Below are 17,726 nucleotides of genomic sequence, written 5' to 3' on the forward strand. Positions count from 1 at the left end.
AACCATGTCGAATGATGACAGCATCCAGTCGATGGCCGCGCGCCTGCGTGAAGCGCAGTCCTCGCGTACGACGATCGCGCCCTTGCGCGATACGTGTCCCGATGGCGACGCGACGCTCGCCTACGCGATCCAGCAGATCAACAACGATGTGCGCGCGGCGAATGGCGAGCGCATCGTCGGCAGGAAGATCGGGCTGACGTCGCCCGCAGTGCAGAAGCAGCTCGGCGTGGATCAGCCGGACTTCGGCGCGCTGTTCGCGTCGATGGCGTACGGCGACAGCCAGCCGATGCCGCTCGCCTCGCTGATCCAGCCGAAGGTCGAAGCGGAGATCGCGCTCGTGCTCGAACGCGATCTGACGGTCGAAAAACACACCTTCGCGGATCTGATCGGCGCGACCGCGTACGCGGTGGCCGCGATCGAGGTCGTCGACAGCCGCATTCGCGAGTGGGACATCCGCTTTTTCGACACCGTCGCGGACAACGCGTCGAGCGCGCTGTTCGTGCTCGGCAGCCGCCCTGTCCTGCTGCGCGACATCGACCTCAACGCCTGCGCGATGACGCTCACGCAGGACGGTGAAGTCTTGTCGCGCGGCAACGGCGCGGCATGCCTCGGCAATCCGCTCAACGCGGCCGCGTGGCTCGCGGACCGCATGGTTCAGCTCGGCACGCCGCTGCGCGCGGGCGACATCGTGCTGACGGGCGCGCTCGGCCCGATGGTCGCGGTGAATGCGGCCGGCACCTTTACTGCAGATATCGAAGGGCTCGGCAGCGTGCGCGCCCGTTTCAGCGAATGACAGACGGAGACATCCACATGGCAACAGACAACCCAAAATGCAAGGCCGCGATCATCGGGTCCGGCAATATCGGAACGGACCTGATGATCAAGATCATGCGGCGCAGCCGGCATCTCGAAGTCGCGGCGATGGTCGGCATCGACCCCGCGTCGGACGGCCTCGCGCGCGCCGCGAAGCTCGGCGTGGCGACGACCCATGAAGGCGTGGAAGGCCTCACGCGCCTACCCGTGTTCGACGAGATCGACTTCGTGTTCGATGCGACGTCCGCCGGCGCGCACGTGAAGAACGACGCGTTCCTGCGCAAGCTCAAGCCCGGCATCCGCGTGATCGATCTGACGCCCGCCGCGATCGGCCCGTACTGCGTGCCGGTGGTGAACCTCGACGCGCATCTCGATGCACCGAACGTGAACATGGTCACGTGCGGCGGACAGGCCACGATCCCGATGGTCGCGGCCGTATCGCGCGTCGCGAAGGTGCATTACGCGGAGATCGTCGCGTCGATCAGCAGCAAGTCGGCGGGACCGGGTACGCGCGCCAACATCGACGAGTTCACGGAGACCACGTCGAAGGCGATCGAAGCGGTCGGCGGCGCGGCGAGAGGCAAGGCGATCATCGTGCTCAATCCGGCCGAGCCGCCGCTCATGATGCGCGACACGGTCTATGTGCTGTCCGAAGCGGCGGACCGCGCGCAGATCGAAGCGTCGGTCGAACGGATGGCGGCGGCCGTGCAGGCCTATGTGCCCGGCTATCGGCTCAAGCAGTCCGTGCAGTTCGACGACATTCCCGCCGCTACGCCGCTGCACATTCCCGGCCTCGGCCGTTTCAGCGGACTCAAGATCTCGATCTTCATCGAAGTGGAAGGCGCTGCGCACTATCTGCCGGCCTACGCGGGCAATCTCGACATCATGACTTCCGCCGCGCTGGCGACGGCCGAGCGCATGGCCGCGTCGCTCGTGAACGCCTGAAGCAAGGAGCACTCGATCATGGACAAGAAACTCTATATCTCCGATGTGACGCTGCGCGACGGCATGCACGCGATCCGTCATCAATATTCGATTCAGAACGTGCAGGACATCGCCCGCGCGCTGGACGAAGCGAACGTCGACAGCATCGAGGTCGCGCATGGCGACGGCCTGCAGGGCTCGAGCTTCAACTACGGCTTCGGCGCGCACAGCGATCTCGAATGGATCGAGGCAGTCGCCGATGTGGTGAAGCACGCGAAGATCGCGACGCTGCTGCTGCCCGGAATCGGCACGATTCACGATCTGAAGGCCGCGTACGACGCGGGAGCGCGTGTCGTGCGTGTCGCGACCCATTGCACGGAAGCAGACATCTCGAAGCAGCACATCGAGCATGCACGCAGCCTCGGCATGGACACTGTCGGCTTTCTGATGATGAGCCACATGACGACGCCCGAGAACCTCGCCCTCGAAGCGAAGAAGATGGAAACCTACGGCGCGACCTGCGTCTACGTAGTCGATTCCGGCGGCGCGATGAACATGAACGACATCCGCGCGCGCTTCAGGGCGCTCAAGGCGGCGCTCGATCCCGCGACGCAAACGGGCATGCACGCGCATCACAACCTGAGCCTCGGCGTTGCGAACTCGATGGTCGCGGTCGAGGAGGGCTGTGACCGCATCGATGCGAGTCTCGCGGGCATGGGCGCGGGCGCGGGCAATGCGCCGCTCGAAGTGTTCATCGCGGCGGCCGAGCGCATGGGCTGGCATCACGGCACCGATCTGTACCGGCTGCTCGATGCGGCCGACGATATCGTGCGCCCCTTGCAGGACCGGCCGGTGCGCGTGGACCGCGAGACGCTCGCGCTCGGTTACGCGGGCGTGTATTCGAGCTTCCTGCGGCATTCGGAAATCGCGGCAAAGAAGTACGGCCTGAAAGCCGTCGACATTCTCGTCGAGCTGGGCAAGCGGCGCATGGTGGGCGGTCAGGAAGACATGATCGTCGACGTCGCGCTCGATCTGAAGAAGCGTGAAGCGCACGCCTGAACCATCCGATACGCGAAGCGCCGTGAAGAGCGCCGCATCGTTCAACCTGGAGACACATCAATGAAGACGTCAACGGCTTCATCCGCGCGCGCCGGCGGGGCGCTCACCATCGGCCTGTGCCTCACGGTCGCGCTGCTCGAAGGGCTCGATTTGCAATCCACCGGCGTCGCCGCGCCGCGCATGGCGCGCGAGTTTCAACTTGCTGTCGCGCAACTCGGCTGGGCGTTCGGCATCGGCGCGCTCGGTCTGTTACCGGGCGCGGCGATCGGCGGCAGGCTCGCGGACCGCATCGGCCGCAAGCGCGTGCTGATGATGTCGGTCGCGCTGTTCGGGATATTTTCAATTGCAACTACTCAGGTGTGGGATCTGCAAAGCCTGCTCGCCATGCGCTTCCTGACGGGCCTGGGTCTCGGCGCGGCGATGCCGAACCTGATCGCCCTGTGCGCGGAAGCAGCGCCGCCCGGACAGCGTGGCACGGCGGTCGGCGCGATGTACTGCGGCATGCCCTTCGGCGCGGCGTTCGCGGCGGTGATCGGCATGCTCAGCCCGGGCGATGAAGGCTGGCGGCATATCTTCTATGTCGGCGGCATCGGGCCGCTTTTGACGTTGCCGCTGCTCGCGCTCTTCCTGAAGGAGTCGACGCATTTCATCGCGGCGAGCCAGCGTGTGACGCGCGAGGCGAAGGACGGCATCGTGCGCGCGCTCTTCAGCGACGGCCGCGCTGGCACGACCGCCGCGCTGTGGATCAGCTATCTGGGCACGCTGATCGTGCTGTATTTCCTGATGAACTGGCTCCCGTCGATGGTGCTCTCGCGCGGCCTCACGCCCGTGCAGGCGAGCATCGTGCAGATGATGTTCAACATCGGCGGCGGCATCGGCGCGATCGTGATCGCGGGGCTGATGGATCGTATCGGCAAGCGGCCAGTCGTGGTCGGCATGTATGCGGGTATCGCGGCCGCGTTGCTTGCGCTCGCCAGCGCGACGGGCAGCGTGTCGATGGCGTGTGGCGGCCTGCTGGCGGGTCTCTTTCTCGTTGGCGCGCAGTCCGTGCTGTATGCGCTCGCGGGCGGCGCGTATCCGACGCAGGTGCGCGGCACGGGCGTCGGCGCGGCGGTGGCCGTGGGCCGCGTGGGCTCGATGGTCGGTCCGCTGATCGCCGGGCAGTTGCTGGCGCTCGGCCAGAGCGCGTCGATGCTCGTGATTTCGAGTATCCCGCTCATCGTGATCGCGGCGCTCGGCGCGCTCGCGGTAGTCTCGAAATTTCCGCGCGAGTCGGGCGACGGCTCGCGCACGCTTGGAACCGAATCGATCTGACGAAGGATATCGACATGACTGAAACTATGATTCAAACCGAGGCCGCGACCAGCAGGTTCGTGAACGTGATGGAAGGCGGCACGGAACTGCGCGTGCACTACAACGACACCGGCGTGGGCAAGGAGACGCTCGTGCTGGTGCACGGCTCCGGTCCGGGCGCGAGCGGCTGGGCAAACTTTTATCGCAATGTGGACGCGTTCGTGAACGCAGGTTATCGCGTGATCCTCGTCGACTGTCCCGGCTGGGGCAAGAGCGATTCGATCGTCTGCACGGGCTCGCGCTCCGACCTCAACGCGCGCGTGCTGAAGGGCGTACTGCATACGCTCGGCATCGAGCGCGCGCATCTCGTGGGCAACTCGATGGGCGGACATAGCGCAGTGGCGTTCGCGCTGTCTTATCCGGAGCGCGTCGGCAAGTTGGTGCTGATGGGGGGAGGCACGGGCGGTCCGAGCCAGTTCGTGCCGATGCCGACTGAAGGCATCAAGCTGCTGCAAGGACTGTATCGCGATCCGACGCTCGAGAACCTGAAGAAGATGCTCAACGTCTTCGTCTACGATGCGAGCACGATGACGGAAGAGCTGATGCAGACGCGGCTCGATAACATGCTCGCGCGGCGCGATCATCTCGAGAACTTCGTGAAAAGTCTGGCGGCCAATCCAAAGCAGTTTCCGGACTATGGTCACCGGCTGAACGAGATCAAGGCACCGGCGCTCGTGATCTGGGGGCGTGACGATCGATTCGTGCCGATGGATGTCGGGTTGCGCCTCGTCTGGGGTTTGCCGAATGCCGATTTGCATGTGTTCGGGCGCTGCGGGCATTGGGCGCAGTGGGAGCATGCAGAGCGATTCAATCGGATGCTGCTGGACTTCCTCGGGCAATAAGGAGCTGGTTGGACCGAACAGGGGTGCGGTGGCGGTGCTGTTAGTCTGCCTTCAGCAACCCTTCCGACGGGCGGCTCCCGCTCAAAAACGGCCATCGACGGCCGTCGACATCGTACGTCAGAGATGGGCCGTGAAGACTCATTCGTCGGTAGAGAGAAAAGACATTCGTCGGCACGGATTTGCGAATGTCAGTGAAGCGACCTTCAACCGTCGCACAGCGGCTGACCGTTGACCGTCGGCTTTGGCCGATCCGCGGGCATAGCGGGCGGGGCAGGTTGGGGCAGGGAAGCTGAGTCGGATGCCGCCGCTTGACATAAAAGCCGTTGCACACGGATCCAGACAACAGGAACTGCAACAATCGAGCGGTCTCTGGCGTTGAGTGGCGATCAAAAACTACCAGGAGACACCTTGCCTGCAGAAGGCGGAATCGCTCATCGGGCGACTGAACAAGTAGTACTCGGCGGCGGATCGGTTGGCGCCAACTTGCACCGACTCATATTGACATTTGCGCGTGCGGCTAGGTCGCCAGTGGAACGGCGCTGGAACATTTGAGTTCGTCAAGACAAACGCTGGACTTGACGCCGCTCACGCCAGGAATCCGCATGAGCGTATCGAGCAGGAATTCCGACAGCGCCTTCAGGTCGCGTGCCACCACCTTGAGCATGTAGTCGATATCGCCGGTTACGGCGAAGCATTCCTGAATCTCGGCAAGTTCCGCGACCATCCCCTTGAATTTCGCCAGGTCGCGGATATGACCGCGCTCCATCGTCACCTGGATGAAAGCCACCACGCCAAAGCCGAGCGCCTGCGCTTCAAGCCGCGCTTCGTAACACCTGATCACCCCTAGTTCCTCGAGCCGGCGATGACGCCTTAGCGTCTGCGCCGGTGACAACCTGATCGCCTCCGCCAGTTCGAGATTTGAGATGCGTCCCTGGGACTGCAGGATCTCCAGCAAACGCGTGTCAATACGGTCGATCTCAATAATCTGCACTTTTCTTTCTCCCGTTGGCTATAGGGAGAAATTTTAATGTGCAAATTAGGGTTTGTCTGCGGTTTTAAGGAAATCCAATTGCACCGGGTTGAATTTACACTGACCTTCGAAATTGCGGCGATGTCACCGCATGATTTGCGCGATTCTGGGAGTCGCCCGGACCGTGGGGCGACCCGATGTCCGGCAGTCTTTACGAAATTTTCTTTCCTTGCGCAGGGCACCGGGCATCACCCACCATGCCGCGCGCTGCGCAACCAACGAACCATCCACTTTCTGCCAAACGCAAAAACGACCATGGCCGACCTGTTTGACAATCCGATGCAACTGATGGGCTTCGAATTCGTGGAATTCGCTTCGCCTACGCCCAACGTGCTCGAACCATTCTTCGAGCAGATGGGCTTCACGCTGGTGGCGCGCCATCGCTCGAAGGACGTACTGCTCTACCGTCAGGGCGAGATCAACTTTATCGTCAACCGCGAGCCGAACTGCGAAGCCGCGTACTTCGCCGCCGAGCATGGTCCGAGTGCGTGCGGAATGGCGTTTCGCGTGAAGGATTCGCACAAGGCCTACGCCCGCGCGCTGTCGCTGGGCGCCCAGCCGATCGAGATTGCCACCGGTCCGATGGAGTTGCGTTTGCCCGCGATCAAAGGCATTGGCGGCGCACCGCTTTACCTGATCGACCGCTTCGAAGAAGGCAAGTCGATCTACGACATCGATTTCGAGTTCATCGAAGGTGTCGGGCGGCGGCCGGCCGGTCACGGCCTGCGCCTTGTCGACCATCTGACCCACAACGTCTACCGAGGGCGCATGACGTACTGGGCGAACTTCTATGAGAAGCTGTTCAACTTCCGCGAGTTGCGCTACTTCGACATCGAGGGCGAATACACGGGGCTCACGTCCAGGGCGATGACGGCGCCGGACGGCAAGATCCGCATTCCGCTGAACGAGGAATCGGGCAAGGGGAGCGGCCAGATTGAAGAGTTCCTGATGGCCTTCAACGGCGAAGGCATTCAGCACATCGCGTTCCTCACGGACGATCTGATCCAGGTCATCGACAATCTGCAGATGGCAGGCGTGCCGCTGATGACGGGACCGAACAGCTACTACTACGGGGCGCTCGAGACGCGCCTGCCGGGCCACGGACAGCTGGTTGGCGAACTGCAGTCGCGAGGCATCCTCCTTGACGGTACGACGGCAGACGGCACGCCCCGCCTGTTGCTGCAGATCTTTTCAAAACCCCTCCTTGGCCCCGTGTTCTTCGAATTCATCCAGCGCAAGGGCGACGAAGGCTTCGGCGAAGGCAATTTCAAGGCGCTGTTCGAGTCGCTCGAACGCGATCAGATCGAACGGGGCACGCTCAAGGTCTGACGCGCTCGCAACCGACCATAGGCCGCGTCAACAATACAGATCCCAGCAGGATACGGCGCCGGCGTTACGAGCGCCGGCCGTGACGCCCCGGCACTTTTTGCTTGCCTGACCAGGGCAGGCGGGAAGCGAGGCGTGGCGTCCGGAATCAACCGCAGGACACAGGAGAAGACATCGTGGCACACCAGGGACAGGGCACGCTCAAGCGCGGCCTGAAGAATCGTCACATTCAGTTGATCGCACTCGGCGGCGCGATCGGGACAGGGCTGTTTCTCGGCGTCGCCCAAACCATCAAGTCGGCGGGGCCATCGGTATTGCTCGGATACGCGATTGCCGGCATCGTCGCCTTTTTCATCATGCGGCAGCTTGGCGAAATGGTGGTCGACGAGCCGGTCGCCGGCTCCTTCAGTTATTTCGCGGGCAAGTACTGCGGGCAATACGCGGGCTTCCTGTCGGGCTGGAACTATTGGGTGCTGTACATTCTCGTGTCGATGGCGGAGTTGTCGGCGGTCGGTATCTACATGCAGTACTGGTGGCCGGGTCTGCCGACGTGGGTCTCCGCGCTCGTGTGCTTCTGCGTGATCAACGCGATCAACCTGACCAGCGTGAAGTCGTACGGCGAACTGGAATTCTGGTTTTCGATCGTCAAGGTCGTAGCCATTGTCGGCATGATCGGCTTCGGCGGCTATCTGCTGGTCTCGGGCCACGCCGGGCCTGAGGCGAGCGTGGCCAACCTCTGGCGTCACGGCGGTTTCTTCCCCAACGGCGTTTCGGGTCTCGTGATGGCCATGGCCGTCATCATGTTCTCATTCGGCGGACTCGAACTCGTCGGCATCACCGCCGCCGAGGCGGATGATCCGTCACGTACCATCCCGCGCGCGACCAACCAGGTGATTTACCGCATTCTCATCTTCTACGTCGGCGCACTCGGCGTGCTGCTTTCGCTGTATCCGTGGGAAAAGGTCGTCGCGGGAGGCAGTCCGTTCGTGCTGATCTTTCACGCGATGAACAGCAACTTCGTGGCTAATGTGCTCAATGCCGTGGTGCTCACGGCCGCGCTGTCGGTCTACAACAGCGGCGTGTACTGCAACAGCCGCATGCTCTACGGCCTTGCGGGCCAGGGTAACGCGCCGCGTGCGCTACTGAAGGTCAATGCCCGGGGCATTCCGCTCGTCGCACTCGGTGTCTCCGCGCTCGCGACGGCAGCGTGCGTGGTCATCAACTACCTGATGCCCGGCAAGGCATTCGAGCTCCTCATGGGCCTCGTCGTCTCCGCGCTCATCATCAACTGGGCAATGATCAGCATCATCCATCTGCAATTCCGCCGTGCGAAGGCACGCGCCGGCGACACGACCCTGTTCCGCAGCTTCGGCTATCCGCTCACAAACTACCTGTGTCTCGCATTCCTCGGCGGTATTCTGGTAGTGATGTGCCTGATTCCGGACCTGCGCATTTCCGTCTACCTGATCCCGGTCTGGCTCGTCGTGCTGGGCGTAGGCTATCGGCTGAGCAACCGTCGCGCGGGCGCCTCGGTACCGGCCGGCGTGTCGATTCGCTAGCCGCGCTACTGGCTGCGGGACGGCGCCAACGAGCTTTCCCGCCATCACATCTGATTGATGCGAGCCGATCAGGCTCGCTCGATCATCCACTGCTTTTTCGCTTTGGCTTCCCCAGGAACTGTCATGTTCGAACACATCGATGCCTATCCCGGCGACCCGATCCTCACGTTGAATGAGAACTTCGCGAAGGATCTGCGCGACAACAAGGTCAACCTGAGCATCGGCATCTACTACGATGACGAAGGCCGCTTGCCCGTCATGCAAGCCGTGCGCGAGGCCGAAGGACAATTGCTCGCGGAACTCGGCCCAAAGCCATACCTGCCCATGGCGGGCTTCGCGCAGTATCGCGACGCCGTGCAGTCGCTGGTGTTCGGCGACGACTCGCCGGCGCGTGTCGATGGCCGCATCGCGACCGTGCAGACGCTGGGCGGCTCGGGGGCGCTCAAGATTGGCGCAGATTTCATCAAGCGCTACTTTCCGGGCTCACAGGTCTGGGTGAGCGATCCGACGTGGGAAAACCACCGTTTCATTTTCGAGCGCGCCGGGTTCACCGTCAGCACCTATCCGTACTATGACGAGGCCAGCGGCGGCCTGAAGTTCGAAGCGATGCTCACGGCCATCGACGCGTTGCCTGCACGCAGCGTCGTGCTATTGCATGCGTGCTGTCACAATCCGACCGGTGTGGACCTGAACGACGCGCAGTGGGTACAGTTGATCGAGATTCTCAAGAAACGTGACCTGCTGCCGTTTATCGACATGGCCTATCAGGGCTTCGGCGCGGGTATCGAGGCGGACGCATTCGCGATTCGCGAACTCGTGCACCAGAACGTGCCGGCCTTCGTGGCCAACTCGTTCTCGAAGAACTTCTCGCTGTATGGCGAGCGCTGCGGCGGTCTGTCGGTGATCTGCGAGTCGCCGGATGTGGCCGCTCGGGTATTGGGTCAACTGACGAGCGCGGTGCGTGCGAACTATAGCAACCCGCCGACGCACGGCGCGAAGATCGTCGCGCGAGTGCTCACGACACCGGAGCTGCGGCAATCGTGGGAAGATGAGCTTACTTCGATGTGCCGGCGCATCATGCGCATGCGTGCCGAGATCCATGACTGCCTGCGGGGCAATGTACCGGACACGATGCTCGCACGATATCTCGAGCAACGCGGGATGTTCACGTACACGGGGCTGTTAGCCGGCCAGGTTGACGTGCTCCGCGAGCGTCACGGCGTCTATCTGATCCGGTCCGGTCGCATGTGCGTCGCTGCTCTGAATGAGAGAAACCTTGCAATCACTGCCCGGGCGATCGCGGAAGTCCTCTCACACGCAACGGATTGAGGGAATCTGCGGATATTGCGTTTGTGTGTTTTCAGGGAAATCGTTCTTTTCCGGCAAGCGCATCCAAGGCCGCGCGGGGCATGGTCGCCAAGCGGGCCGAGCCTGTATGCGTGGCAGGCGGGCCGCTGCGTTGGCCTGCCCGTAGCGCGCAGCGAGTCTGCCCTGGTTCGGGCGGTCACCCAATCCCCACGGCATCATTTCGATCTGTGTACTTTGACATCAACCGGATTCACATTGGTTGGCCCCGACAGACAGACAGATAGACAGACGTCGAAGCGGTCGTGCCCGAGGCACGCGGCGAGACCGGTCGTCGATCGTCGACCCGAAACGAGGCGATTTTTCGCACTCCAGGCGCAAGCCACCTCGATGCGGTTTATGCATCATGGCAAGAGGGGCCTCACACGCTACCACCGACTCACAACAGGACCGCTTGCTGCAAAAGCTCGAGCGCTTTCAATTCGTCCAGTCGACCCGTGCGTGCCTTACCTGCCAGCGTCTTGATCAATGCTTCTGCTATCGGTTCAATACCATGAAAATCGTCCAGGCTGGTCACGGAAGCGAAGGGCAGCGGTACCGGGTTTTGCTGCGGTGTGGCGGAGGTAGGAAGCGACGCAGGGGTTGCCGGTGTGACCACCGGGCTCTCGCCATCACTTTGTTCCAGTGAGCGACCGGCGAGGTCGTCGGGGAAATCACTTGTATGATCCTGCGGGCTGACGACGATCACCTCATTCTCTGCTGCGACATCGGCCGAGACAGGTGAGGGGCTTTCCGAATCGATCAGGTCGCCCGCCCGCGTGTGCGCCTTGCGCACCCTCGCATTGGCTCGCTGCCCTTGCGCGCCATCATGTGCTGCGGCCGCAAGCGGCTCCTGTTGTTGAACGGATCCGCGACCGCGTGGAGCAGGGGTCAGCATGCGCGACACCGATTCTGGAATCTCGGCTTCGGAGCGCGGCGTGTCCAGCCAGCCAACTGGCAACCCCAATCGCTCCGTGAACCGGTTTGCTTCGACATCGTCCATGCGTTTCTTGCCATGTAGCCGATCGGCTATGTTGAAACCACTCATCTCCATGACCACGCCAAGTCTTACTTTCGATCCGTTGCGACTTGTGAGAACGTGAAGATTAGCGCGTCGGATGTTTTCTACCTCGGCGCTGTCGCTTAATGCCAGCGGTCGCTGTTGGGGCGTCTTGGGAGACGTCTTGTTTTTCGAAGGCGAAGCGTTGAGCGGCGCATGAGGTTCAGGCTGTGCAGCCATTTCGCTTCGATTATTCTTGACGGCTCTGGGCGACCTGCCTGTTGCTTTCTTCGGCATTTGCGCTTCCTCGGACACACTATCTTTAAGTAACGGTTGCTGATCGGCGTTCAGGGCAGAAGCCGAGTTAAGTGCATCCGACTCTACGTCGGGTCCGTCGTCAGTCTGAATGAAGTCGAGTGGGGACTTCAGGCGAGCGATGGTCTCGGCGGCAAGGGCAGGATTGGGGTTGTCAAAAAAACCATGCGGCAACCCAAGCGTGGTTTCCATGTGAAAGGCAGTCTCGGGTGTGAACCTCTCGCCCTTCATCAGTTCGGCCACGCGCGTCAGGTTCGATTCAAGAGCTATCGCGATATTCTCTGCGCCTACCGTCTCGACCAGAAACTGAAATGACCGTGTTTTGAAAACGGAGCCAGTCTGGGCGGGGTCTCGAGGAGGTGCCTTCACATAAGGTTGTCCCTGCGGGTTGGATGGGGATTTATTTACGTGGCGAGGTTGGCGTTGGCCGTTGTCCCGGGATCCCGCATATCGCCCGCGGGCTTGACTCATAAAGTAGGGCTCCATGCGATCGTTGATACGCTGAATATTTTAATCATAGACGAGGGCGATGTGGGCGTTTGATGATGGGTCAGCTCCTTGGGTCGAAGAGAGCCACAATCAAGGTCGAAATCCCAATTGCCGGGCCGCGACGTGATCCAAGCCGCGCCGGCAACGCTACCATATAGTAGAGGTCAGTCACCAAAGGGCTTGCAGCATGGAAGCATACAACCCCAGAGCGCGCCCGAGCCTGGTTCATGGCTCGAACTGGACGAACAGGAGCGCATTGATCTTGTCGAATCCTGGCATCGCGCGGCACACGTCAAACTTCCGAATGTCACCGCGCATGCCGCGTTGCACACCGTCGTCGAAAACCAGATTGCGATGAATCTCGAACCGGTGGTCCGAGCCGTGCATCGCCTGACGAATGGAGGACTGACGCGACATGATGCGATTCACGCAATCGGTTCGGTGGTCGCCGAGCAGTTCTTCGATATTTTGACCACGGAGCAGAGGGACGAGGTTGATGCTTCGCAAGCGCACTACCTCGCCGCAGTGGAGCGCCTAACCGTCACGAGCTGGCGTCAAGGATAGCTACTTAAACTTCATCTGTGATTCGAAGCAAGTCGGCGTTTCGCGCGGAGCCGTGTTGGTATCCAGACGACCACGAAGAAAGAAGTTCAGGCGCAGTCTGGCATGCCGATCTCGGACTCGATAATGGTATGTTCTTGCGCCGTGAAAACTTGTGGCGATCACGTTGACAGGTAGGGGGCGCAGCGGAGAAATAGTACGTAGTAGTCCAAAAAGCACACTGCAATTCGGCTGCGATCAAGTTGTGCCACGAAATCGTGCAATTGATGTCGGGTATCAGAAAACTTATCCTAATAGCACGATTTGTGGTGACGGTTTTTTGAAAAATCCCGCTCGCGGGTGAGTTCACGGTTGTCACAAAAAACGCAGGCGCAGGGCCTGCTAGGGCGCACAATCAAGGTCGGAGGGCGTCAGCACTCCCTCAGATCACGTCCATTCCCACAATTAACAAACGTCAACACCCGCGGACTCGCCTTGCGAGTCGGGACTTACCCCGACTTCCCTCGAAATTCAGCTTTCGTTCAGGTTTGCCTACAAAGATGGTGGTCACGTGAACCCGTCGTCGCTTAAGGCAGCCACGTCATGAAATTCGCGTTTCGTCCTCTCGTTCTGCAAATCCATCGTTGGTGCGGCTTGACCACCGGACTCGTGACTCTCGTGACTGCGATCACGGGCGCATCGATCGTGTTTCGTCCCGATCTCGAGCCTGCGCTCAATCGTGACCTGCTGACGGTGCCGACCTGCGCGGAACGCTTGTCGCTCGACACGCTGGTCGCGAATGCCGCCGCGTCGCGGCCTCGCGCGACCCTCAATTACGTCCGGATCATTGCGGGCAAAGTGGGCGCGCCGCGCATACCGTCCACGATGATCCGTTTCACCGATCAGTATTTCGTCTTTGTTGATCCGTGCACAGGCCGGGTATTAGGCGAGCGCTCGCGCTACGGCGGCCTGCTCGGCACGCTCGAGCAAATTCATCGTTTTCGCTTCATGAAGCATGGCAGCCTGATTACCGGTACTAGCGCGATCATATTCGGGTTGCTGATCATTGTCGGCGGAGTCGCGCTCTGGTGGCCGCGCACGCGTCGCGGCTGGCGGCACGCTTTCACGCTCAGGTCTGACTCGCGAAGCCCCATGTCCACCTATCGCCTGCATCGGACCGCCGGCGCCTATGCGAGCGCAATTCTGCTGTCAATGGTGCTGACGGGACTGCCGTGGGCCTTCGACTGGTACGCGCACTGCATCTATACGATCGTTGGGTCCCCACAACCGATGAAGCCGCCGAAGTCGACCGCGCCTGCGAACGGGGCAACGCGCCTGTCGCTCGATTCGTTCTTGCGCACAGCGCAGTCGCTATCGCCTGATCCCCAGGACGCACTTCTTCACATCCCTGAGAAGTTACGCGATCCGGTCGAGATGTACTTGATCGAGCGTGACGCGCCGCATGCGAATGCACGCACGATGCTGTTTATGGACGCCTACACGGGCAAGGTGCTGCGCTTCATTCCGTATTCGAAGAGCAGCCTCGGACACAAGGCGTACTTCTGGGCGTTGTCGTGGCATACGGGCGCGCTCGGTGGAATATTCGGGCAACTGCTCCTGCTGTTCGGCGCGTTCGCCGTACCCGCGCTCGCGTACACGGGCATCCGCAACTTCCTGCGCCGAGGGCAGGGCACGGCATTGGCAAAGGCCCGTATGATGGTGCGCGTCGCGAAGACGACAGTCGAGGCCGACGGCGTGCGTGCGTTCGAACTGACCGATCGGAAGGGACGCAAGCTACCGCCGTTCGCGGCCGGCGCCCATATCGACGTGCACCTCGGCGACGGCCTCGTGCGCCAATATTCGCTGTGCAACGATGCGCGGGAGCGGCATCGTTATCTAATTGCAGTGCTGCGCGTTGAACGCTCGCGAGGCGGATCGGCAGCGATGCACGAGCGCATCCGCGAAGGCGACCTGCTCGAGATCGGCCTGCCGAGCAATAACTTCGCGCTCGACGAGTCCGCACCGCACTCGTTGTTGCTTGCAGGCGGCATTGGGATCACCCCAATTCTTGCCATGGCGGAGCGGCTCGCGCGGCGACGAGCCGTTTTCGAGATGCACTACTGCGCGCGTTCGCGCTCGCGCGCGGCATTCCTGCGACGGCTCGCGCAAGCGCCGCTCGCGGGCCGCGTGCGGTACCACTTCAGCGATGAGCGTGCTGACCAGCGATTCGACATCGATCGCGTGCTCGACAGTCAGTCGTCGAGCACGCATCTGTACGTCTGCGGCCCCACCGGCTTCATTGACGCGGTGCTATACGCGGCGCGCCACCGCGGCTGGCCCGAGCGGCAGTTGCATTGCGAGCGTTTCGGGTCAAATGCACAAAAGCCCCCACGACGCGTGCGTTCGACGTCAAGCTCGTGAGTACGGGCAAGGTGTACAGGATTTCAGAGCACAAGACCGTCACCGCGTCGCTGGCCGAGTACGGCGTCAGGATCCCGACGTCTTGCGATCAGGGCATTTGCGGTACGTGCGTCACTCGTGTGATTGCAGGCAAAGTCGAGCATTTCGACTGCGTGTTGACGGACGCCGAGCGTGAGCAACACGGGTATTTCACGCCATGCTGCTCGCGCGCGAAGGGCGATCTGCTCGTGCTGGACATCTGATCCGGCGGCAAACGCGCGCCTTACGCAGGGTGGGACCCGATGCGCGTCGAGGCCGGACCCGATCGGAAAAAGAGATTCCAAAACTTGGAAGACACCGTGATAAAAAAGCGATGACGATGATGGCTGTCATGTCTATGTTTTCACCTCTCTCTACGCGCAGGCCGACGGTGACGCCTGGCGAATGCGGCGTGGCAGCAGCCCGGATACGCGAAGAACTATGCTCCGCAGGTCTTGAGTTGGATGTCCGCATGTGTCGTCCGAATCGGGCGACAAGCGTGATCGTCGCTGCGGAATCGGGCAGCCGGATCGGCGGCACGAAATCGGACCCGCGATCGCGAAGTGATCAAGGCCAGCATGCCGTTCTTTCTGATCAGGCAGCCCTTATTCAACGCACCCTTGACGGAACATCTATGAAACCCATTTCGATTCGAGCATTTGGCCACAACTTGGCCATCGCCGCGGTGCTGGCAGGCGCGCTGCACACCAGCGCCGCGAGCGCCGTCGAGCCGTCGGACAACGACGCACTGTCACTGATCATCACGTACCAGACTGCACCCGCGAACAGGCCGGCGCTGCGCCGCGAACTGGAGCAGTCAACCGCACGCGAGCTCGCGCGCTGGAAGCATGACGGGCGGATCAAGCAATACAACCTCCTGTTCAATCGCTACGCCGATTCGGACAACTGGGATGCAATGGCTGTGCTGGCGTTCGCGACGCCGGACGACCTATCCCGCTGGCGGACGGTAGAGCTGACGCGGCCAGCGGCGCTGTCCGGAAAGGCGCTCTCCGTGACGACCACCATTCATACGACGCCCGTCGACACCAAGCGTGCGGAGACGCTCGGCACGAAATCACGGAATGCGGTCTACGTCGTTATTCCGTACAAAACGCTCGTTCCGATGGACGAATATGAGAAGTACGCTGACGGCTATGTCATTCCGCAGTTCAAAGGATGGATGGAGGAAGGCGTGCTGTCCGGGTATTCGCTCTATACGAGCCAGTTTCCGGCCGGCCGTCCCTGGTCCGCAATGGTGATGCTGCAGTACAAGGACGAGGCCGCGCTTAGCGCGCGGGAGGCGGTAGTCGCGAAGGTGCGCGAGCGTCTGAAGAACAACCCGGAATGGAAGGCCATCAGCGACAGCAAGAAGAACGTGCGGTCCGAGGAGCAGGTCGTGATCGCCGACTCCGTCGCCGTGAATCAATAGTGAACCTCGTGGAGTACATATGATGAAAAAGGTCGCAGTCGCCTTGGTATCCGCGTGCCTCGTCGGCGGCTACGCGTCGGCCGTCGAACCGGCCATAGCACCCGCAACGGGAGCGGTACCCCAACGTATCGTCTTGCTCGTTGACGAGATCAAGGCGATCCGCAATTTCCCAGTCGTGTTGGCTGAGCGTCTAGGCTACCTGAACGACGGCCGGATGGCCGTCACGGTGATGAACATACGCGACGACGTTTCGACTGCCGATATGCTAACGGACGGGCGCGTCGACGCGGTGGTCGCCTACTACCATCACAACGTTGTCAATCAGGCGCACGGCATCGACACGGAGGCTGTAGTCACGCTTGGCGTGACGCCGGGCGCGAAGGTGCTCGTGGCGAATCAGGCCAAAGAAAAATACAAGAGCGTGGCCGACCTCAAGGGCGCGCGCTTTATCGCGGGCGGCACGGGGTCGTCGAAAAGCACCGTCGCGAATGCGCTCATACTCGCGGGCGGTCACGGGATCGGGGAATATATACGGCTCGGCACCGACGGCAAAGAGAAGAACGTCGATGCGCTGCGCGATGGCGCAGCCGATTTCGTCGTCGCGCCGACGCCTGACGGCGACGTTTACGAGTCGAAAGGGTGGCCACGGTGTTCGCGGATCTGACATCGGTGGAAGGCACGCGCCGGAATTTGGGGGCGCTGTTCCCGTCGAGTGCAGTCTATATGTCGAAAACGCGCGTCGACGGGCATCCGGAGATCGCGCGGTATCTTGCGGGCGCGTTTGTACGAACGCTGCAGTACATCAACTCGCATACCCCGGAGCAGATCATGGCAGTCATTCCGCCGGAGATCAGCGGCAAGGATCGCGCCGCCTATCTTAAGATGTTGAAGGAGGAGATTCCGATGTTCGCCAACGACGGTCGCATGCCCGACGACGGCGCGACGAAGGAGTGTCGGGTTCTTGCTGCGGCGAATCCGGCATATGAATCGGTGAAGGTCGACCGCACTTACACGAACGCGTTCGTCGAGGAAGCGCTGCGCACGCTGCGCTGAGTGGGTGCATTATGCGATGCCTCGTCTTCGCTACCGCTGGAGACCTTGGGCCAGCAGCCGTTGAAATGGAGAGTCGTTCAAGGTGGTGATCGGAGGAGCATAGATAAATATTTATGAAACGTTCAGGTTGCTTTTAGCATTTCTCGCTATCGTCAATACAATCGGCGCACGCCGTACGGCCACACAGTACATCCCATATGCGGGCTGAGCG

At 61.6% G+C, this 17,726-nt stretch carries 16 protein-coding genes; 14 read left to right on the forward strand and 2 right to left on the reverse strand.

From position 1 onward, the window contains the following. Positions 1 to 4 precede the first annotated feature (4 nt). From mhpD to H1204_RS48050, 5 genes are read left to right on the forward strand one after another with little or no spacing between them, the layout of a single operon-like run. Complete coding sequence (mhpD, locus tag H1204_RS48030; RefSeq protein WP_180736829.1) at positions 5 to 793, forward strand: 2-keto-4-pentenoate hydratase; 789 nt, start codon at positions 5 to 7, stop codon at positions 791 to 793. 17 nt (positions 794 to 810) lie between these two features. After that, on the forward strand, positions 811 to 1,758 hold the full coding sequence (locus H1204_RS48035; protein WP_180736830.1) for an acetaldehyde dehydrogenase (acetylating): 948 nt from the start codon (positions 811 to 813) through the stop codon (positions 1,756 to 1,758). A 15-nt stretch (positions 1,759 to 1,773) separates the two neighbouring features. Continuing rightward, a complete protein-coding gene (gene dmpG / locus H1204_RS48040) occupies positions 1,774 to 2,796 on the forward strand; it encodes a 4-hydroxy-2-oxovalerate aldolase (protein ID WP_346015829.1) in 1,023 nt (340 codons plus the stop codon). A 60-nt stretch (positions 2,797 to 2,856) separates the two neighbouring features. Beyond that, complete coding sequence (gene mhpT / locus H1204_RS48045; protein WP_180736832.1) at positions 2,857 to 4,110, forward strand: 3-(3-hydroxy-phenyl)propionate transporter MhpT; 1,254 nt, start codon at positions 2,857 to 2,859, stop codon at positions 4,108 to 4,110. Between the two features lie 14 nt (positions 4,111 to 4,124). Then, a complete protein-coding gene (locus H1204_RS48050) occupies positions 4,125 to 4,991 on the forward strand; it encodes an alpha/beta fold hydrolase (protein WP_180736833.1) in 867 nt (288 codons plus the stop codon). A gap of 517 nt (positions 4,992 to 5,508) precedes the next feature. Here the strand turns inward: H1204_RS48050 and H1204_RS48055 are convergent. Continuing rightward, the gene (locus H1204_RS48055; protein ID WP_180735575.1) at positions 5,509 to 5,982 is read right to left on the reverse strand and encodes an Lrp/AsnC family transcriptional regulator; all 474 of its coding nucleotides are present in this window, start codon (positions 5,980 to 5,982) and stop codon (positions 5,509 to 5,511) included. Positions 5,983 to 6,276: 294 nt separating this feature from the next. On the opposite strand from H1204_RS48055, the gene hppD reads away from it, so the two are divergent. From hppD to H1204_RS48070, 3 genes are all read left to right on the forward strand, one after another. Continuing rightward, complete coding sequence (gene hppD, locus H1204_RS48060; protein WP_180735574.1) at positions 6,277 to 7,350, forward strand: 4-hydroxyphenylpyruvate dioxygenase; 1,074 nt, start codon at positions 6,277 to 6,279, stop codon at positions 7,348 to 7,350. A gap of 170 nt (positions 7,351 to 7,520) precedes the next feature. Continuing rightward, positions 7,521 to 8,906, forward strand: a complete 1,386-nt coding sequence (locus H1204_RS48065) for an amino acid permease (protein ID WP_180736345.1) — start codon at positions 7,521 to 7,523, stop codon at positions 8,904 to 8,906. A 123-nt stretch (positions 8,907 to 9,029) separates the two neighbouring features. Continuing rightward, positions 9,030 to 10,235 carry an amino acid aminotransferase gene (locus H1204_RS48070; RefSeq protein WP_180736834.1) on the forward strand — a complete coding sequence of 402 codons (1,206 nt, stop codon included), beginning with the start codon at positions 9,030 to 9,032 and terminating at the stop codon, positions 10,233 to 10,235. Positions 10,236 to 10,650: 415 nt separating this feature from the next. Here H1204_RS48070 and H1204_RS48075 read toward each other — a convergent pair whose 3' ends face one another. Next, positions 10,651 to 12,036, reverse strand: coding sequence for a hypothetical protein (locus H1204_RS48075; RefSeq protein WP_180736835.1), 1,386 nt, complete (start codon positions 12,034 to 12,036; stop codon positions 10,651 to 10,653). A 198-nt stretch (positions 12,037 to 12,234) separates the two neighbouring features. Here H1204_RS48075 and H1204_RS48080 point away from each other — a divergent pair, with 198 nt between their 5' ends. The 6 genes from H1204_RS48080 to H1204_RS52375 all read left to right on the forward strand — a co-directional run bounded on the left by H1204_RS48080 (position 12,235) and on the right by H1204_RS52375 (position 17,515). Further along, positions 12,235 to 12,618 carry a hypothetical protein gene (locus H1204_RS48080; protein ID WP_243469202.1) on the forward strand — a complete coding sequence of 128 codons (384 nt, stop codon included), beginning with the start codon at positions 12,235 to 12,237 and terminating at the stop codon, positions 12,616 to 12,618. A 579-nt stretch (positions 12,619 to 13,197) separates the two neighbouring features. Then, positions 13,198 to 15,015 (forward strand): PepSY domain-containing protein, encoded by a 1,818-nt coding sequence (locus tag H1204_RS53175; protein WP_346015818.1) that lies wholly within the window; start codon positions 13,198 to 13,200, stop codon positions 15,013 to 15,015. Then, positions 15,012 to 15,257: a 2Fe-2S iron-sulfur cluster binding domain-containing protein gene (locus tag H1204_RS53180; RefSeq protein WP_346015819.1), complete on the forward strand. Its 246-nt coding sequence runs from the start codon at positions 15,012 to 15,014 to the stop codon at positions 15,255 to 15,257. Before H1204_RS53175 ends, H1204_RS53180 begins: the two co-directional genes overlap by 4 nt. Positions 15,258 to 15,367: 110 nt before the next feature. Beyond that, on the forward strand, positions 15,368 to 16,462 hold the full coding sequence (locus H1204_RS48090; RefSeq protein WP_243469203.1) for a hypothetical protein: 1,095 nt from the start codon (positions 15,368 to 15,370) through the stop codon (positions 16,460 to 16,462). Positions 16,463 to 16,481: 19 nt separating this feature from the next. Continuing rightward, the gene (locus H1204_RS52370) at positions 16,482 to 17,126 is read left to right on the forward strand and encodes an ABC transporter substrate-binding protein (protein WP_243469204.1); all 645 of its coding nucleotides are present in this window, start codon (positions 16,482 to 16,484) and stop codon (positions 17,124 to 17,126) included. Positions 17,127 to 17,185: 59 nt separating this feature from the next. Further along, entirely contained in the window at positions 17,186 to 17,515 is a 330-nt protein-coding gene (locus H1204_RS52375) for a hypothetical protein (protein ID WP_243469205.1), read from the forward strand. Positions 17,516 to 17,726 lie beyond the last annotated feature (211 nt).

The sequence above is a fragment of the Paraburkholderia sp. PGU19 genome, assembly GCF_013426915.1.
Lineage (GTDB): Bacteria > Pseudomonadota > Gammaproteobacteria > Burkholderiales > Burkholderiaceae > Paraburkholderia.